We start from the raw sequence: 14,920 nt of genomic DNA, 5'->3' as shown, positions 1-14,920 counted from the left end.
GAGCGCTCCGCCACCCGAACAGCTGCGGCGTCAGTGAACTTGCCGGAAGACCTGGGTCGGCCCCACCGAACTTGAGGGTCCGCTCCCGGCGTCTCCGGTCAGCTCAGGATTCAAGGAAACGCGGGGTCGCCTGGGCCTTGACCCAGGTCACAGCCCGGTCGAAACACTCCGCCTGCGTCGTATCCAGAAGGAGCAAAGGAGCACGCAGGGCCAACGGCGCCCAGCACGCTTCAGGCGGCAGGTCCTCATGGTCAAACGGCAGGTCGATGTGCGGCCTCCTCCTGGAGGCGACGCGCTGGGCATGCCGCCGCTTGAGTTCCGGCAACGGCGCCTGACAATAAATCTGAGCGAGGCGGGCCTGGTGGGTGCGGGCCAGGTCGAGCAGGTGCTCTTCGCTCGTGGGGCGATAGAAATGGGTTTCGACGATGAGGCTCCCGCCTGCGGTCAGGATGACGGAGGCCGCGTGTCACAGCAGCGCGAAGCTCAGAGGCCCCGCCTGGGCCCGCGTGAGGTCCGGCAGGTGGTCATGCAGGCGCATCTTGTACTCGTCCTTGGTGACCAGGGGCAGGTGAAGGGTGTGGGCCAGGTGGGTGCCCAGGTGGGTCTTCCCTGAGGCCGGAAGGCCGGAGACCACCAGCAGCAGCGGAGCGCACTCTTGCCTGGGCAGCGGTGACGTTGGAGGGAAGCTCACGGCGTCACTGTAGAGGCCGCCCTGCGGGCCGTCATGCGTCCAAAGGGTGAGTGGGCCGCACCGGACCGGCTGGTCCTGGCAGCGGGTGAGGCCACGTATGGGGGCTGTCGGCCCGGGAAACCCACCAACGTTGACGGGCCAGGCGCGGCGCGTCCGGCAACTGCAGGGCAGAGGATCAGGGTTCAGGTGGCCGGCGCAGGTTGCCACGCGGGTTGCTCCGGGCGCAGCAAGCTGACCTCCTGGCCGTGAATGTCTTTGAGGGTGCGCTCCAGCATCAGCACCGCGGGGGCGACCGTGAGCCCACCCATCAGCAGGGTCAGCGGGAAGAACCCGGCGCACAGGAGGGCGACCTGCGCGTTAAAGGCCTCGGTGCCGAACGCAGCGGTTACGACGTGGCAGGTGACGAACACCCTGAGGCAGCCGACCACCAGTTTCGAGCTGCCGATCATCAGGCCGCTCAACCGGTACGCCCGCGCCATGCCGGGGTGCCTCAACGCCTCCTCCAGCTTCTGACGGGACGCCGGAGCACCCTGCTGAAGCAGACCGTCGATGGCCAGCGGTTTGATCAGGGCCACGCCGGCCAGTGCACTGGCCAGGAACAGCAGGCCCTGAAGCAAGAGATCCACACTGGTCTTGAAGGCGTACCAGAAGCCGTCCACGAACCAGAACGCCAGGGCGCCGCTCAGGACGCCGGTGCCCACCGAATACAGTGAATGGAGGGAGCGGTCGCGGCGGATCAGGGCGTCACCCAGTTCGTACGCCGCGGGCAGCAGGGCGGCCAGCAGGTAAGCGCGCACCGCGCCCGTTGAGCCGCCCCCCAGAGAGGCAGCCACGCTGAAGTTGGTCCAGAACAGGTTGGGGCTCAGGATCATCAGGGGAAGAATCAGACCAAAGGTCAGACGGAGGACATGCCGGCGCAGCGCGGCGTTCATCACTGCATTGTGTGGGACGACCGCGGCGCAGTGCGGCGAACATGACCGGCACCGTCACGCGGGCGTCAGGTGACCGCCACGTCTGCACGGGTGTCCCCCCTGAGCAGGCGCAGAACCGGGTGAGGTTCAGGTGCAGGGGAGGAGCGTCGTCCTGTGACGTCCCGCCCCGGCTCAGGACCGGCACGTGTCGCGCCGCTGCCGGGGCTTTCAGGTGAACCGGCCACGAACGCGGGCTTGCGGCCCGGGGTGCCGGCGGGCGGGCGCCCCTTCACCAGAGAAAGCGCAGCCGCACCCGGCACCCGGGGGCCGCCCCTGCCGTCCCGGCGCTCCCCCGCGCCCTCTATGATGCCCCGCATGTGTTCTGCCGCGCCCGGGTCCACTGCCGAGTTTCCACTGGCCGGTTGGTCAGGCGGCCGCCTGTGACGGCGCGGGTCACGCTGGTGCGTCACGGCCGCACCGCGCACAACGCCGCCGGCCGCTTCCAGGGCTGGACCGACGTTCCGCTCGACGAGCGGGGGCACGCACAGGCGCGCCTCGTCGCGGCGCGTCTGGCGGCGCACGCCGCGCGGCCGACCCACGTGTATGCCAGTGACCTGAGACGCGCGGTGCAGACGGCGCAGGCGGTCGCCGCCCCGCTGGGCGTGCACGTACAGCCGGTGCGGGCGCAGCGGGAGATGCACATCGGCGCGTGGGCGGGCCTGACGTTCGAGGAGATCCGCGCGTGACGCCGACGCCTTCGCGGCGTGGCCGGTGCAGGCCGCGCCGCAGGGGGAGAGCGTCGGGGCCGTGGCCCGGCGTGTCCCCGCGGTGTTCGACGCGGTGGCGCCGGACGACCGCGGGCACGTGGTGCTGGTGACGCACGGGGTGGCGATCACGGCCCTGCTGTGTGATCTGCTGGGCTGGGACGCGCAGGCCGCCTGGGCGGCGCGGCGGGGTCTGCACGGCAACACCGCCCTCACGACCCTGGAGCGGCAGGCGGACGGCGCCTGGGCCGGAGCTGTCCTCGCCTGCGCCGCCCACCTGGAAGAGCCTGCCGTGGCCTGACGCCTGGTGCGGGAGGACGTCCTCAGGTGCGTATGGGCGCGGCTGAACGCCCTGGGGGCATGACGGCCACGGGGCTTTCCGTTGCCGTCACGGCACGCGGCGTTGGTGTGAAGGACACTGGCGCCCGGGGCCGCCAGTGTCCTTCACCGCTGAGGAGCGCTGCCGGCGCCCCCGGCCGGCCGGGGGTCAGGCCCGGTCGAGGGGCCGGCCGCCGTCGACGGGAATCACGGCGCCGGTGCTGAAGGTCAGCACGGCCGCGGCGGCCAGCACCGCGCGCGCGACCTCCTGGGGCCGCGCGATGCGCCCGAGCGGGGTGCGCGCCGCCTGCGCGGCGATCAGGTCGGCGGGCATCCGGGCGGCGTATTCGCCGTCCACCCAGCCGGGCGAGACGCTCAGCACGCGGATGTCCGGCGCCAGGGCGCGGCCCAGCGAGCGCGTCATGGAGTCGAGCGCGGCTTTGGACGCGCAGTAGGCGACGTTGGAGCCCAGGCCGGTGACGGCCGCCACCGAGGAGATATTCACGATCACGCCGCGTCCCCCGAGGCGCAGCAGCGGCGCGAACGCCCGCGCGCACGCGAACGGCCCGCGGACGTTGACGCGCAGAATCGTGTCGATCCACTCGTCACTCAGGCCGTCGAGGTCCGCGTGCGGCACCGGGGTGGTGACGCCGGCGTTGTTCACGAGCAGGTCGAGCCGCCCCTCGCTGGCCTGCACGTCCGCGGCGGCCAGCGCCAGCGCCGCTGAGTCGTCCACCGGCACGCGCAGCGCGCGGTGCCCGCCGCCCGGCAGCGCGGCTACGAGCGCGCCGGCGCGTTCGGGGTGCCCGGCGTACCCGACCAGCACGGCGGCCCCCGCGCCGGCCAGCACCTCGCAGATGGCGCTGCCGATGCCGCCGCTTCCGCCGGTGACCAGCGCCACCTGGCCGCTCAGTTCACTGCCTGGGCCGCTCACGGCCGGCGCCCCGCCACCGTGTCGCGCCAGATCAGTTCAGGGGCGTGCAGCCGGGGGCCTTCGCCCGGCTGGGGGTCCTCCAGGGCGCGCAGGGCGTCTTCCACCATGGCGGCCAGCGGCTGACCGATGGTGGTCAGGCGGTACGCCAGCCGGGCCGATTCGTCGATGTTGTCAAAGCCGATCACGCTGACCTCCTGCGGCACCCGCCGCCCCAGTGTCCGCAGGGCGTCGAGGATCCCGATCGTAACGATGTCGTTGGCGCCGAAAAACGCGTCGGGCCGGTCGCCGGCCGCGTCGAGGTGCAGGGTGGCCTGCACGCCCCAGTCGTACTGGAACGCGCGTGCGGGCGTGGCCACCGGCCGCACGCCCGCTTCGGCGAGCCGCTCGGTGAAGCCCCGCAGGCGGTCCTGGTGGGTGGAGGTGTCGGGGTCCCCGCCGATGAACGCGGGGCGCCGGGCGCCGGCGTCCAGCAGCACCTGCGCGGCGAGCCGCCCGCCGGCGTAGTTGTCGCACGCCACCGACAGCAGCTGATGTCCGGGCAGATGCCGGTTGAACAGCAGCACCGGGACGCCGCCCTCGTCGAGCTTGCCCAGGCTCGGCGGCGCGGCGTTCAGGCGGGTGGGAAAGACGATGGCCGCCTCGATCTGGTACGACCGCGCGGCGTCCAGGGTGTCCTGCACGTCGCGCCGGGTGTCGTGTGTCAGGAGCAGCGCGCGCTTGCCGCGCGCCTCGAGCGCCTGGGCGAACTGCGTCAGGGCCTGCGGGTAGAACGGGTTGTGCAGTTCGCCGACGATCAGGGCGACGATGCCGCTGCGCTGGGTGACCAGCGAGCGGGCGATCGCGTTGGGCTGGTAGCCCAGGCGCCGGGCCGCTTCGAGCACCCGGCGCCGGGTGTCGGGGCTGATGGACGCCCCCGGGGTGAACGCGCGTGAAACGGCCGACTGGGAGACGCCGGCTTCACGCGACACGTCGAGGGACGTGACGCGCTGGGACGCGGCGGTGACGCTGGACGGAGGGCGGGTCATGGGCTGGCCCCCAGCATACGGCCGGCCCCCCGTCAGCCGTCCGCTCCGACGGGCACGGCCGCGCCGTAGCGTTCGACACGCAGGTCGGCTTGCCGCTGGTGGCCGGCGAAGCCCTCGACCCCGCAGATCACCGAGCAGTGCCGGCCGATCAGGACCGACGCTTCGCGCGTGGCGCGCTGGTACGTGACGGTCTTGAGGAACTTGCCCACCCACAGGCCGCCGGTGTAGCGCGCCGCGCGGCCGGTCGGGAGGATGTGGTTGGTGCCGATGGTCTTGTCGCCGTACGCGACGTTGGTTTCGGGGCCGAGAAACAACGAGCCGTAATTGGTCATGCGCGTCAGGAAGTAGTCCGGGTCGCGGGTGAGCACCTGCACGTGCTCCGAGGCGATCTCGTCGGCGAGGCGTACCATCTCGTCGTCGTCGGCCGCGAGGATGATCTGCCCGTAGTCCCGCCAGGCCTGCGCGGCCACCTCGCCGGTGCGCAGCACGCCCAGCTGCCGCTGCACCTCGGCCGCGACGTCGTGCGCCAGCTGCTCGGAAGTGGTGAGCAGCACCGCCGGGGAGTTGGTGCCGTGCTCGGCCTGCCCGAGCAGGTCGGTGGCGACCATCTCCGCGTCGACCGAGTCGTCGGCGATCACCAGCGTTTCGGTGGGCCCGGCGAGCAGGTCGATGCCCACCTGCCCGAACAGCTGCCGCTTGGCTTCGGCCACGTAGGCGTTGCCGGGGCCGACGAGCATGTCCACCGGCGCGACGCTGCCGGTGCCCAGCGCGAGCGCCGCGAGCGCCTGCACGCCGCCCATGATGTAGATCTCGTCCGCGCCGGCGAGGTGCATGGTGGCCACCGTGGCCGGGTACGGCTGACCGTCCTTGGGCGGCGTGACGGCCACCACACGCTGCACGCCGGCCACCCTGGCGGTGGCGACGCTCATGATGGCCGAGGCGATCATCGGGTAGCGCCCGCCGGGCACGTAGCACGCCACCGAATTGACCGGCAGCACCCGGTGGCCGAGCGTGACGCCGGGCAGGGTTTCGATTTCCACGTCGTGAATCGACGCGCGCTGCGCCTGCGCGAAGGTGCGCACCTGCTCCAGGCTGAAGCGGATGGAGTCGAGCTGCTCGGCCGGCACCTGCGCCACGAGCGCCTCGATCTGCGCGGCGCTCAGGCGGAACTGCGCGGGGTTCCAGCGGTCGAAGGCCTGCGAGTACTCGCGCAGCGCCTCGTCGCCGCGCGCGCGCACGTCCGCGATGATGCCGCGGACGGTCTGCTGCACGGTTTCGTTGATGCTCAGCTGGGTGTCGGCGTTCATACCGGCTTTCAGAATGCGGGCCATCGGATGCCTCCTTGCGCGGGGCGGGGGGAACGTCAGTACAGGGACGAAGCGGGCGAAGCGGCGGCGCCGAGGTCGGTCAGAACGCCGCGGGCCGCCGCGGAAAGCAGGGCGAAGTCGGAGCCGGCGGTCACAAAGCGGTACCCGAGCTTCAGGGCGTGCCGCGCGAGGTCGCCGCCCTGCGTGAAGATGCCGGGGATCCGGCCGTGTCTGGCCGTCACCTGCGCGGCGCGGGCGACGGCCGCGGCCGTCTCGCCGAGGCGGAAATCGAGGGTGGCGGCGCCGGTCAGGCTGAGGCTCAGGTCACCGGGGCCCACGTACACGCCGCTGAGGCCCGGGGTCTGCGCGATGGCCTCCAGGTTCTCCAGGGCGCGCGCGGTTTCGATCATGGCGAACACCAGCACGCCGGTGTCTGCCGCGGCGGCGTACTCGTCGCCGTACACCAGGCGGGCGCGGGTCGGGCCGAAGGAGCGCCCGCCGAGCGGCGGGTACCGGCAGGCGTGCACGAGCGCGGCGGCCTGCGCCGGCGTGTCGATCAGCGGGCAGATCACGCCGGCCGCCCCGGCGTCGAGGGCGCGCATCAGGTCCGGCGGGTGCAGCCCCGGCACCCGCACGAAGGGCGCCGCGCCTGTGGCGGCGATGGCCTGCAGCGTGGGCACCAGGCCGCCGTCGCCGATCAGGCCGTGCTGCAGGTCCACCGTCAGCGTTTCGTACCCGGCGCGGCCCATCACTTCGGCGCTCACGCCGCCGGGCAGGTGCAGCCAGCCGTTCAGGACCGCCTCGCCGCGCTGCAGGCGCCGGACGGCGGACTCAGGCATAGGTCCACGCTCGCAGGTGCGCCGTGACGGCGCCCGGCGCGTCGAGCGGCAGGTAGTGGCCGGCGCCGGGGACCACGGTGACGGCCGCGTGCGGCGCGCACGCCGCGGCGGCGTGACTGAGGTCCGGCGGGGTGATGGGGTCGGCGCCGCCCACGAGCAGCGTCAGCGGCCCGGTGAAGGCCTGCAGCGCCGGGCGGCTGTCGGGCCGGGCGCGCAGCAGCGCGAGCTGCTCCAGGAAGGCGGCGGGGCCGACGCGCCGGGCCATGTCCAGGACGGCGGCGGCGGCGTGCGGGCCGGCGGCGGCGGCAAGCTGCCGGGCGACGGAGTCGAAGCCGTCCGGGCGGGCGTGGACGGCGGCTTCCTGCGCGGCCCAGGCGGCGAGCTGCGCGCCGGTGGGGGCCAGGGGGTTGGCGCTGATCAGGGTCAGGCGCTGCACGCGTGCGGGCCAGCGGCGCAGCAGTTCGAACGCGACGATGGCGCCCAGGGAGAAACCCACCACGTGCAGGGGGCCGCTGCAGGCCGCCGCGCAGGCCGCGGCCGCTTCGGCGAGTGTGCGGCCGCGCAGGGCCGGGGCGGCGTGCGCGCCGGGCGGGAGGGTCACGCCGGCCCACAGGGCCGCGTCGCACAGCGTGCCGGGCAGCAGCAGCGTGCGCATGGGCTCAGTCGTCGCCGAACTGCCGGAGCATCTGCTGCTCGAGTTCGGCGAAGTTGTCGGGTTTGATCATCTTGCCGGTGTCGCTGGCCTCGAAGCCGTACTCGCGGGCGCGGCGGATTACGTCCGGCGCCCAGTAGGGGTCCTTGCCTTCGTACGCCTCGTGTTTCTCGAGCACGGCAAAGATCCAGCTTTCGCCCTCGTCGATGCATTCGAAGCCGCGCCAGACCTGGGGCGGGAGGGTGATGTAGTCGAATTCCTCCAGGATGGTTTCCCCGTCGATCTTGTCGGCGCTCTGGCCCCAGTAGAAGCGCCAGCGGCCCCGCAGCGGCAGGAACGACTCGATGTAGTCGTGCGTGTGGTAGGCCGGGCCGTTGCCCTGACGGGCGCGGACCATGCCGATCTGAAAGCCGTGCGGTGAGGTGATGAAGGGCGCGTAGGCGTCGTTCTCGGCGGCCGTGTCGCCGATCACGGCGTAGTTGTGGCGCTGGTGGCCGGGGAGGATCGAGTCGATGAACATCAGGGGGATCGGCCGGGTTTTCAGGTCGCGGAAGCGGACCACGTGGCCGGTCATGATCCCGAGGTCTTCCTGGGGCGGAGCGGGCGCGGCGGGGGGTTCGGATGTCATGGGGGCCTCCAGGGTGCAGCGGGGCGTGGGGTTCGGCGCGGCGGCCAGTCGGGCGCCGCGCAGGATTTGAATACGTATGCAAACCGTACTCCACGCCGCAGCCACCGTCAAGATCCGCGCGGATCAGCCCCCTGACGGCGATTGGTGCATGCGGCTTCCATGAGGGCTTGACAAATTGGAAGATGGGCACCTAAGGTATGAATACGTATGCAACGCGGCTTCGCGGCGGGCCGCCCAACACGCCCTCCGCCCCCCCGGCCTACGTCCCTCCAGGGAATCCTGGTGACACCTGCTCAGCGCCCCGGCGCCTCGCGTCACCACTCCAATGACCACCGCCACGACCAGAGCAGCACACGTTCGTCAGGAGGAAGCCACATGATCAAGGTAGATTGGAGAGTTCATCGGCGCATCGGACTTACCCTGGGCGTGCTGGGGGCGCTGGCCACCGCCACACCCGGCGTCGCGCAGACCGCCGCCACCTACGGCCTCAAGGCCGGAAAGCCCTACGCCGGCACCGAACTGAAATTCCTGATCTGCTGCGCCACCGCCGGTCAGTTCGCCCAGATGATCAAACTCACGGGCGAAGGCAGCGAATTCCAGAAACTCACCGGCATCACCGTCAAGTGGGAAAACACGCCCTACGAGGCGCTGCAGCAGAAGATCCTGGTGGAAGCCACCACCGGCAGCACCTACGACGTGGTCGCCTGGGTGGACGCCTGGGGCGCCGCGTTCAAAAACCAGCTGCTGCCCCTGAACAGCCGCATCGCCGCCGACAAGATCAACATGAAGGACTACCCGAGCGCCTACATCGAGGCGTCCTCCGACGGCAACAACATCGTCGGCCTGCCCTTCCGCGGCCACCCGCTCGTGCTGTTCTACCGCAAAGACGTCTTCAACGAACTCAAACTCAAGGTTCCCACCACCTGGCAGGACGTGGTCAAGACCGCCGCGGTGATCCAGGAGAAAAAACCCGGCATGACCGGCCTGTCCACCATGTACGGCGTCAGCGCCGGCCAGAACCTCTTCAACTGGACGAGCATGCTCTGGGGCAACGGCGGCGACATTCTCGACAAGGCGGGGCGCCCGGTGTTCAACAACCCCAAAGGCGTCCAGGCCACGCAGTTCTACATCGACATCCTGCGCAAGAACAAAGTCACCAACCCGGCCGCCACGACCTTCGCCGAGCCCGAATCCTCCTCCGAGCTCCTGCAGGGGCGCGCCGCGATGTGGGTGGGCTGGTGGTGGTACTGGGCGCGCTTCTCCGACCCCAAAGCCGTGACGCCCGCCGTGCTGAACAACATCGGCTTCGCGCCCGCACCCGGCTGGGCCGGCGGCAAGACCCAGAACTACGCCCTGATCTGGCCGCTGGGCATCTTCAAGAACTCCAAGAACCCCGACGCCGCCTGGGAGTTCGTCAAGTACGTGACGAACACCGAAGTGCAGAAGAAAGTCGCCGCCAACCGCAGCGTTCCCGCCGAGGCCGACAACACCATCGTGACGTTCTCCGGCATGAACGACGCCAGGGTCAACGCGGCCAACGGCGGCATCCCCAAAGTCGGCGGGCAGGCGCTGCGCACCGCGCGCACCCTCCCGCAGGTGCGCACCTGGGCCGAGATCCAGAGCGTCCTAGAAGTCGGCATCAACCAGATGGCCACCGGCGCCAACGTGAAAGCCACGCTCGACCGCATGGCCCGGGACGTGGACGCCATTCAGAAACGGGCCGGCTACTACAAGTGAACTGACCCCGCCCGTACCGGTCATGCCGGGCCGCCCTGCACAGGCCGGCCCGGCTGAGGTGAACCCCGATGGAACTTCCCCGCACGACCCCTGACCTCGTGGCCGACAGCGTGGCCGCCCCGGCGGCCCCCGCCGCGCCCAGACCGTGGCGGCCCCAGAGCCCCAGCCTGCGCTGGCTGATGCTCGGGCCCGCCCTGCTGGTCATCCTCGCCACCGTGATCTACCCGCTCGTCGCGTCCCTGATCACCTCGTTCCGCGACTGGCGGCTGATCAACTCCCCCGTGCCCGGGCCTTTCGTCGGCCTGGCCAACTACACCCGGGCCTTTACCGACGTGGGTTTCCTGAACAGCCTGGGCGTCAGCGCCCTGTACACGCTGATTTCCGTCACGCTCACGCTCCTGACCGGCCTGGCCATCGCCCTGACCCTCGCCAAACCCACCCGGCTCAACGTGTTCGCGCGCACCCTGCTGATCTTCCCCTTCGCGGTGGCCCCGGTGCTCAAAGGCTACTCGTGGCGTTTCATGCTCAACCCCGAGTACGGCGTGTACTCCAAGATGCTCGGCGAGGTGTTCTCCCCGCTGAAAGGTTACGTCTGGCTCGGGCATGAATTCAGCGCCCTGGTGTCCATCGCCATGTCCGAAATCTGGGGCTGGGCGCCGCTGTTCGCCCTGATGTTCATCGGCGCGCTCGGCGCGATTCCCGCCGAGACCACCGAAGCCGCGCGCGTGGACGGCGCCACGGGCCTGCAGATTTTCCGGCGCATCACCCTGCCGCTGCTCGCGCCCGTGATCTACATCGTCGCCCTGCTGAAGATCATCTCGGCCGTGAAGATGTTCGACCAGGTCGCGATCATGACCGGCGGCGGCCCCGGGGACTCCACTCAGACGCTGTACTTCTTCGTGTACCACGTGGCGTTCCGCACCCTCGACCTCGGGTACGCCTCCGCCGTGTCGTACATCATCGTCGCCGTGATGGCCCTGCTCGCCACGCTGTACGTCCGCACCCTGATGAGGGGCGACTGATGCAGGGCGCCGTCAACCACGTCCCGCAGCCCCGCGTGCGCGCGCGCCGGCGGCTCGCGCAGACCGGCGAGGTGATCGCCACGCTCGCGGTGATCTTCTTTGTGACCTTCCCGCTGCTGTGGATGATTCTCGCCGCGTTCAAGAACCAGATCGACGTGTACTCCACCCGGCTGCTGTTCCAGCCCACCCTCGACAACTTCCGCGCCGTGTTCGACAACCCCGTCCGGCTCGGTGCGCACGTCTGGGTGAGCGCCCTGGTGTCGTTCCTGACCGTCGCGATTACCATCCCGCTCGGCGCCGCGGCGTCGTACGTGATGTCCCGGCACCGCTTCCGCGGCCGCGACACGCTGTTCCTGCTGATCCTGATCACCCAGTTCGTGCCGGCCGTCGTGGTGGCCATTCCGTTCTTCACGCTGTTCCGGACGCTGAACCTGATCGACACGCCCTGGGCCCTGATCATCGTCTACCTCTCGTTCACCCTGCCGTACGCGATCTGGATGCTGCGCGGCTTTTTCGACGCGCTGCCGGTGGAGATCGAGGAGGCGTCCTTTATCGACGGCTGCAACGAACTGCAGACGCTGCGCTACGTCACGCTGCCGCTGATCATGCCCGGCCTGCTCGTCGCCGCGGTGTTCGCCTTCATCTCCGCCTGGAACGAATTCTTCTTCGCGCTGATCCTGACGCGCTCCGACGCCCTGACCCTCCCGGTCACCATGCAGACCATCTCCGGTCCGCGCGGCCCGATGTGGGAACAGGTCGCGGCGGCCGGCATGCTGGTCATGATCCCGATCCTGGTGATGTCGCTGTTCATCCGCCGGTACTTCGTTGAAGGCATCACCGTCGGCGCCGTGAAGTGAACGCCGCGCCCGAATGACGCTCGCCGCCCCCCCAGGCCGGACCCGCACGAGGCGGGCCCGGACCGCCCCCCAAAGGACCCGCATGGACGACCAGCAGACCGCCCCCCCACCTGTGTTCGACTTTGCGAGCCGGCCCGACTACGCGGACTTCACGCAGGCGGCCGGCACCGGGCGCCGCCAGCCGCTGGCCGGCTTCGACGCCGACTACACCGACATCGTCGATTACATCGTGCGCTGCACCCACAAGATCTGGGAGGAAAAGGCCGTCGGCCTGATCTACACCCACTACGCCCACAACGTCCTGGTGCATTACTCCAGCGGCATCATGTACGGCCGCGAGGCCATGGTGGTGAACACCCTGCAGCGCATCGCGGTGTATTCCGAGCGCCGGGCCTACGCCGACGACGTGATCTGGAGCGGCGACGAGCAGCGCGGCTTCTACTCCTCGCACCGCGTCTCCAGTGTCGGCGTGAACACCGGCTACACCGAATACGGCCCGCCCACCGGGCGCAAGGTGCACCGCTGGGGCATCGCGGACTGCTTCATCCGCGAAAACCGCATCGTCGAGGAGTGGCTCGCCTCCGACACCCTGACCGAACTCCGGCAGATGGGCTACGACCCGGTGGCGCTGGCGAAGCGGGCGACGCTGCCGGTCACGCACCACACCCACGGGGAGATTGACCGCCTGCCCACCGGGCAGCAGGCCCCGGAGTTCCTCCGGGTGCCGGGCGCGCACGAGGACCCGCAGGGCTTTATCCGCGCGGTGCTGCTGAACCTCTGGAACGCGCGGCTGGTGAACATGGTCCGCGAGCACTACGCGCCCGGCCACGTGGCGTTCGTGCCGGACTCACGCAAACTCGTCGGGTACGGCGACTACGAGAACTTCGTCATTACCCTGCTCGCCTGCTTCCCCGACCTCTCGGTGACCATCGACCACCAGTGCGTGCAGGGCGACGAGGCGCGCGGCCACCGCGTGGCGACCCGCTGCACCTTCCAGGGTACCCACGACGGGTACGGCCCGTACGGCGCGCCGACCGGGCGGCGCATCCACCTGATCGTGATCAGTCACCACATCATCCAGGGCGGGCGGATCACGCAGGAATGGACCATCTTCGACGAGTTCGCGCTGCTCAAGCAGCTGCACGGCCAGCAGGTGCGCTGATGGTCCGCACGCCTCTGCCGCCCTTCGACTTTGCGAGCCGGCCCGACTACGCGGACTTCACGCAGGCGGCCGGCACCGGGCGCCGCCAGCCGCTGGCCGGTTTCGACGCCGACTACACCGACATCGTCGATTACATCGTGCGCTGCACCCACAAGATCTGGGAGGAAAAGGCCATCGGCCTGATCTACACCCACTACGCCCACAACGTCCTGGTGCACACCTCGGGCGGCATCCTGTACGGCCGCGAGGCGATGGTGCGCGGCACCCTGCAGAACCAGGCCATGTGGGGCGACCTGCGCGCGTACGCCGACGACGTGATCTGGAGCGGCGACGAGCAGCGCGGCTTCTACTCCTCGCACCGCGTCTACGACATCGGGACGCACACGGGCTACACCGAGCACGGCCCGCCCACCGGGCGCAAGATTGCCCGCTGGGGCATCGCGGACTGCTTCATCCGCGAAAACCGCATCGTCGAGGAGTGGCTCGCCCACGACGGCATCACCGAGGTGCGCTGCATGGGCTACGACCCGGTGGCGCTGGCGAAGCGGGCGGCGCTGCCGGTCACGCACCACACCCACGGGGAGATCGACCGCCTGCCCACCGGGCAGCAGGCCCCGGAGTTCCTCCGGGTGCCGGGCGCGCACGAGGACCCGCAGGGCTTTATCCGCGCGGTGCTGCTGAACCTCTGGAACGCGCGGCTGGTGAACATGGTCCGCGAGCACTACGCGCCCGGCCACGTGGCGTTCGTGCCGGACTCACGCAAACTCGTCGGGTACGGCGACTACGAGAACTTCGTCATCACCCTCCTCGCCTGCTTCCCTGACCTGGCCCTCAGCGTGGACCACCAGTGCGTGCTCGGCAGTGCCGAGGCCGGGTACCGCGTCGCCACCCGCTTCACCCTGCAGGGCACCCACGACGGGTACGGCCCGTACGGCGCGCCGACCGGGCGGCGCATCTACCTGATCGGCATGAGCCACCACACCGTGTCCGGCGGGCGGATCACGCAGGAATGGACCATCTTCGACGAGTTCGCGCTGCTCAAGCAGCTGTACGGCCAGCCTGGAGGACACGGTGACGCCGAGCCTGCCCCGAGTGACGCCCAGCCCTGACCGGGCGGGCGGCGCGGCAGACGCCGTCGTGCGCCTGGCCCACCGCATCTGGGACGAGAAGGCCGTCGGCCTGCTCTACGCCCACTGCGCCCCCAGCGTCGTGGCGCACCAGGCCGGCGCCGACCACTACGGACCGGAGCACCTCGTGGCGTCCGCCGTGCAGCGCCTCGCGGCCTTCCCGGACCTGCGCCTGCACGGCGACGAGGTGATCGGCACGCCGGACCTGGACGGCGCGTTCGTGTCGCACCGGGTCACGGCCGCCGCGCACCACCACGGCCACGGAGCGTACGGCCTGCCCACCGGCCGGCGCGTGCAGTGGCGCGAGATCACCCAGTACGCCGTGCGTGACGGCCGCATTCACGACGTGTGGTACGCGCACGACGAACTGGCCGTGGTGCGCCGGCTCGGACTGGACGAGTGGACGCTGGCGCGGGCGCGGGCGCAGGCCGCCGCGGAACGCGGCGAAGCGCCGGTCGTCCCGGGGGGTGCCGGAGCGGCCGGCCCGGTCGAGCGCGTGCCCGCCGAACCGGGCGGCGGTCCCCACCACCCGCAGGCCCTGCCCGGGCTGATCTACGACCTGATCTGGAACGCCCGCATGCTCAACGTCACCGCGCAGGTGTACGCCCCGGACGCCGTGATCCGCGTCCCCGGGGCCCGGCGCCTGCAGGGACCGGCGGCCCTCACCGCCTGGGTCCTGCAGCGGCTCGCCGCGTTTCCGGACGGCGTGATGCGTCTCGAGCACCTCGCCTGGACCGGGAACGCCGACACGAACGCCCGCGCCGCGGCGCGCTGGACCTTCCAGGGCACGCACACCGGCGCCGGCGCGTACGGCCCCCCCACCGGCCGGCGCGTGCGGATGACCGGTCTCAGTCACTTCGACCTTCAGGGCGGCCGGGTGGCGCGCGAGGACACGCTCTGGAACGAGCTCGACCTCCTCACGCAGCTGTGCTGGCCGTCACCCTGA

Annotated in this window: 15 protein-coding genes and 1 pseudogene; 7 read left to right on the top strand and 9 right to left on the bottom strand. The window is 70.8% G+C overall.

What is annotated here, in order from left to right; all coding sequences use genetic code 11:
* Positions 1 to 103: 103 nt before the first annotated feature.
* The 3 genes from LAJ19_RS21930 to LAJ19_RS14490 all read right to left on the bottom strand — a co-directional run bounded on the left by LAJ19_RS21930 (position 104) and on the right by LAJ19_RS14490 (position 1,623).
* Positions 104 to 448 carry a P-loop nucleotide/nucleoside kinase family protein gene (locus LAJ19_RS21930; protein ID WP_349774842.1) on the bottom strand — a complete coding sequence of 115 codons (345 nt, stop codon included), beginning with the start codon at positions 446 to 448 and terminating at the stop codon, positions 104 to 106.
* A gap of 18 nt (positions 449 to 466) precedes the next feature.
* On the bottom strand, positions 467 to 691 hold the full coding sequence (locus tag LAJ19_RS14495) for a P-loop nucleotide/nucleoside kinase family protein (RefSeq protein ID WP_225523576.1): 225 nt from the start codon (positions 689 to 691) through the stop codon (positions 467 to 469).
* Between the two features lie 182 nt (positions 692 to 873).
* The gene (locus LAJ19_RS14490; RefSeq protein ID WP_225523575.1) at positions 874 to 1,623 is read right to left on the bottom strand and encodes a VC0807 family protein; all 750 of its coding nucleotides are present in this window, start codon (positions 1,621 to 1,623) and stop codon (positions 874 to 876) included.
* A 356-nt stretch (positions 1,624 to 1,979) separates the two neighbouring features.
* Between LAJ19_RS14490 and LAJ19_RS14485 the strand changes: the two are divergent.
* Positions 1,980 to 2,667, top strand: a pseudogene (locus LAJ19_RS14485) (histidine phosphatase family protein).
* Positions 2,668 to 2,853: 186 nt separating this feature from the next.
* Here LAJ19_RS14485 and LAJ19_RS14480 read toward each other — a convergent pair.
* The 6 genes from LAJ19_RS14480 to LAJ19_RS14455 are packed head-to-tail and all read right to left on the bottom strand — an operon-like array spanning position 2,854 to position 8,069.
* Positions 2,854 to 3,618: an SDR family NAD(P)-dependent oxidoreductase gene (locus LAJ19_RS14480; protein ID WP_225523574.1), complete on the bottom strand. Its 765-nt coding sequence runs from the start codon at positions 3,616 to 3,618 to the stop codon at positions 2,854 to 2,856.
* Positions 3,615 to 4,643, bottom strand: a complete 1,029-nt coding sequence (locus tag LAJ19_RS14475; protein ID WP_225523573.1) for a LacI family DNA-binding transcriptional regulator — start codon at positions 4,641 to 4,643, stop codon at positions 3,615 to 3,617. The genes LAJ19_RS14480 and LAJ19_RS14475 overlap by 4 nt, the downstream gene beginning before the upstream one ends.
* Before the next feature lie 32 nt (positions 4,644 to 4,675).
* The gene (gene hisD / locus LAJ19_RS14470; protein ID WP_225523572.1) at positions 4,676 to 5,974 is read right to left on the bottom strand and encodes a histidinol dehydrogenase; all 1,299 of its coding nucleotides are present in this window, start codon (positions 5,972 to 5,974) and stop codon (positions 4,676 to 4,678) included.
* Positions 5,975 to 6,006: 32 nt separating this feature from the next.
* On the bottom strand, positions 6,007 to 6,789 hold the full coding sequence (locus LAJ19_RS14465) for an HpcH/HpaI aldolase family protein (protein ID WP_225523571.1): 783 nt from the start codon (positions 6,787 to 6,789) through the stop codon (positions 6,007 to 6,009).
* Entirely contained in the window at positions 6,782 to 7,444 is a 663-nt protein-coding gene (locus LAJ19_RS14460; RefSeq protein WP_225523570.1) for an alpha/beta fold hydrolase, read from the bottom strand. Before LAJ19_RS14460 ends, LAJ19_RS14465 begins: the two co-directional genes overlap by 8 nt.
* Before the next feature lie 4 nt (positions 7,445 to 7,448).
* Positions 7,449 to 8,069, bottom strand: coding sequence for a cupin domain-containing protein (locus LAJ19_RS14455; RefSeq protein ID WP_225523569.1), 621 nt, complete (start codon positions 8,067 to 8,069; stop codon positions 7,449 to 7,451).
* A gap of 375 nt (positions 8,070 to 8,444) precedes the next feature.
* Here LAJ19_RS14455 and LAJ19_RS14450 point away from each other — a divergent pair, with 375 nt between their 5' ends.
* The 6 genes from LAJ19_RS14450 to LAJ19_RS14425 all read left to right on the top strand — a co-directional run bounded on the left by LAJ19_RS14450 (position 8,445) and on the right by LAJ19_RS14425 (position 14,920).
* A complete protein-coding gene (locus tag LAJ19_RS14450) occupies positions 8,445 to 9,806 on the top strand; it encodes an ABC transporter substrate-binding protein (protein WP_225523568.1) in 1,362 nt (453 codons plus the stop codon).
* A 68-nt stretch (positions 9,807 to 9,874) separates the two neighbouring features.
* Positions 9,875 to 10,828 carry a carbohydrate ABC transporter permease gene (locus LAJ19_RS14445; protein ID WP_225523567.1) on the top strand — a complete coding sequence of 318 codons (954 nt, stop codon included), beginning with the start codon at positions 9,875 to 9,877 and terminating at the stop codon, positions 10,826 to 10,828.
* Complete coding sequence (locus LAJ19_RS14440) at positions 10,828 to 11,685, top strand: carbohydrate ABC transporter permease (RefSeq protein WP_225523566.1); 858 nt, start codon at positions 10,828 to 10,830, stop codon at positions 11,683 to 11,685. Before LAJ19_RS14445 ends, LAJ19_RS14440 begins: the two co-directional genes overlap by 1 nt.
* Before the next feature lie 82 nt (positions 11,686 to 11,767).
* Positions 11,768 to 12,847: a nuclear transport factor 2 family protein gene (locus LAJ19_RS14435; protein WP_225523565.1), complete on the top strand. Its 1,080-nt coding sequence runs from the start codon at positions 11,768 to 11,770 to the stop codon at positions 12,845 to 12,847.
* Positions 12,847 to 13,956 (top strand): nuclear transport factor 2 family protein, encoded by a 1,110-nt coding sequence (locus tag LAJ19_RS14430; RefSeq protein ID WP_225523564.1) that lies wholly within the window; start codon positions 12,847 to 12,849, stop codon positions 13,954 to 13,956. Before LAJ19_RS14435 ends, LAJ19_RS14430 begins: the two co-directional genes overlap by 1 nt.
* Positions 13,940 to 14,920 carry an ester cyclase gene (locus LAJ19_RS14425; protein WP_225523563.1) on the top strand — a complete coding sequence of 327 codons (981 nt, stop codon included), beginning with the start codon at positions 13,940 to 13,942 and terminating at the stop codon, positions 14,918 to 14,920. The genes LAJ19_RS14430 and LAJ19_RS14425 overlap by 17 nt, the downstream gene beginning before the upstream one ends.

Origin of the sequence: Deinococcus taeanensis, assembly GCF_020229735.1 — a bacterium.
Classification (GTDB): Bacteria; Deinococcota; Deinococci; order Deinococcales; family Deinococcaceae; genus Deinococcus; species Deinococcus taeanensis.
Note: the sequence above shows the minus strand (reverse complement) of the source record. Positions and strands in the feature narration are given on the sequence as shown.

What these genes read in the sequence shown, in the direction of transcription:
- LAJ19_RS14445 (WP_225523567.1), top strand. Translation starts at nt 9,875, where the DNA reads ATGGAACTTCCCCGCACGACCCCTGACCTCGTGGCCGACAGCGTGGCC.
- LAJ19_RS14440 (WP_225523566.1), top strand. Translation starts at nt 10,828, where the DNA reads ATGCAGGGCGCCGTCAACCACGTCCCGCAGCCCCGCGTGCGCGCGCGC.
- LAJ19_RS14475 (WP_225523573.1), bottom strand. Translation starts at nt 4,643, where the DNA reads ATGACCCGCCCTCCGTCCAGCGTCACCGCCGCGTCCCAGCGCGTCACG.
- LAJ19_RS14455 (WP_225523569.1), bottom strand. Translation starts at nt 8,069, where the DNA reads ATGACATCCGAACCCCCCGCCGCGCCCGCTCCGCCCCAGGAAGACCTC.
- LAJ19_RS14490 (WP_225523575.1), bottom strand. Translation starts at nt 1,623, where the DNA reads ATGAACGCCGCGCTGCGCCGGCATGTCCTCCGTCTGACCTTTGGTCTG.
- hisD (WP_225523572.1), bottom strand. Translation starts at nt 5,974, where the DNA reads ATGGCCCGCATTCTGAAAGCCGGTATGAACGCCGACACCCAGCTGAGC.
- LAJ19_RS14430 (WP_225523564.1), top strand. Translation starts at nt 12,847, where the DNA reads ATGGTCCGCACGCCTCTGCCGCCCTTCGACTTTGCGAGCCGGCCCGAC.
- LAJ19_RS14460 (WP_225523570.1), bottom strand. Translation starts at nt 7,444, where the DNA reads ATGCGCACGCTGCTGCTGCCCGGCACGCTGTGCGACGCGGCCCTGTGG.
- LAJ19_RS14465 (WP_225523571.1), bottom strand. Translation starts at nt 6,789, where the DNA reads ATGCCTGAGTCCGCCGTCCGGCGCCTGCAGCGCGGCGAGGCGGTCCTG.
- LAJ19_RS14435 (WP_225523565.1), top strand. Translation starts at nt 11,768, where the DNA reads ATGGACGACCAGCAGACCGCCCCCCCACCTGTGTTCGACTTTGCGAGC.
- LAJ19_RS14450 (WP_225523568.1), top strand. Translation starts at nt 8,445, where the DNA reads ATGATCAAGGTAGATTGGAGAGTTCATCGGCGCATCGGACTTACCCTG.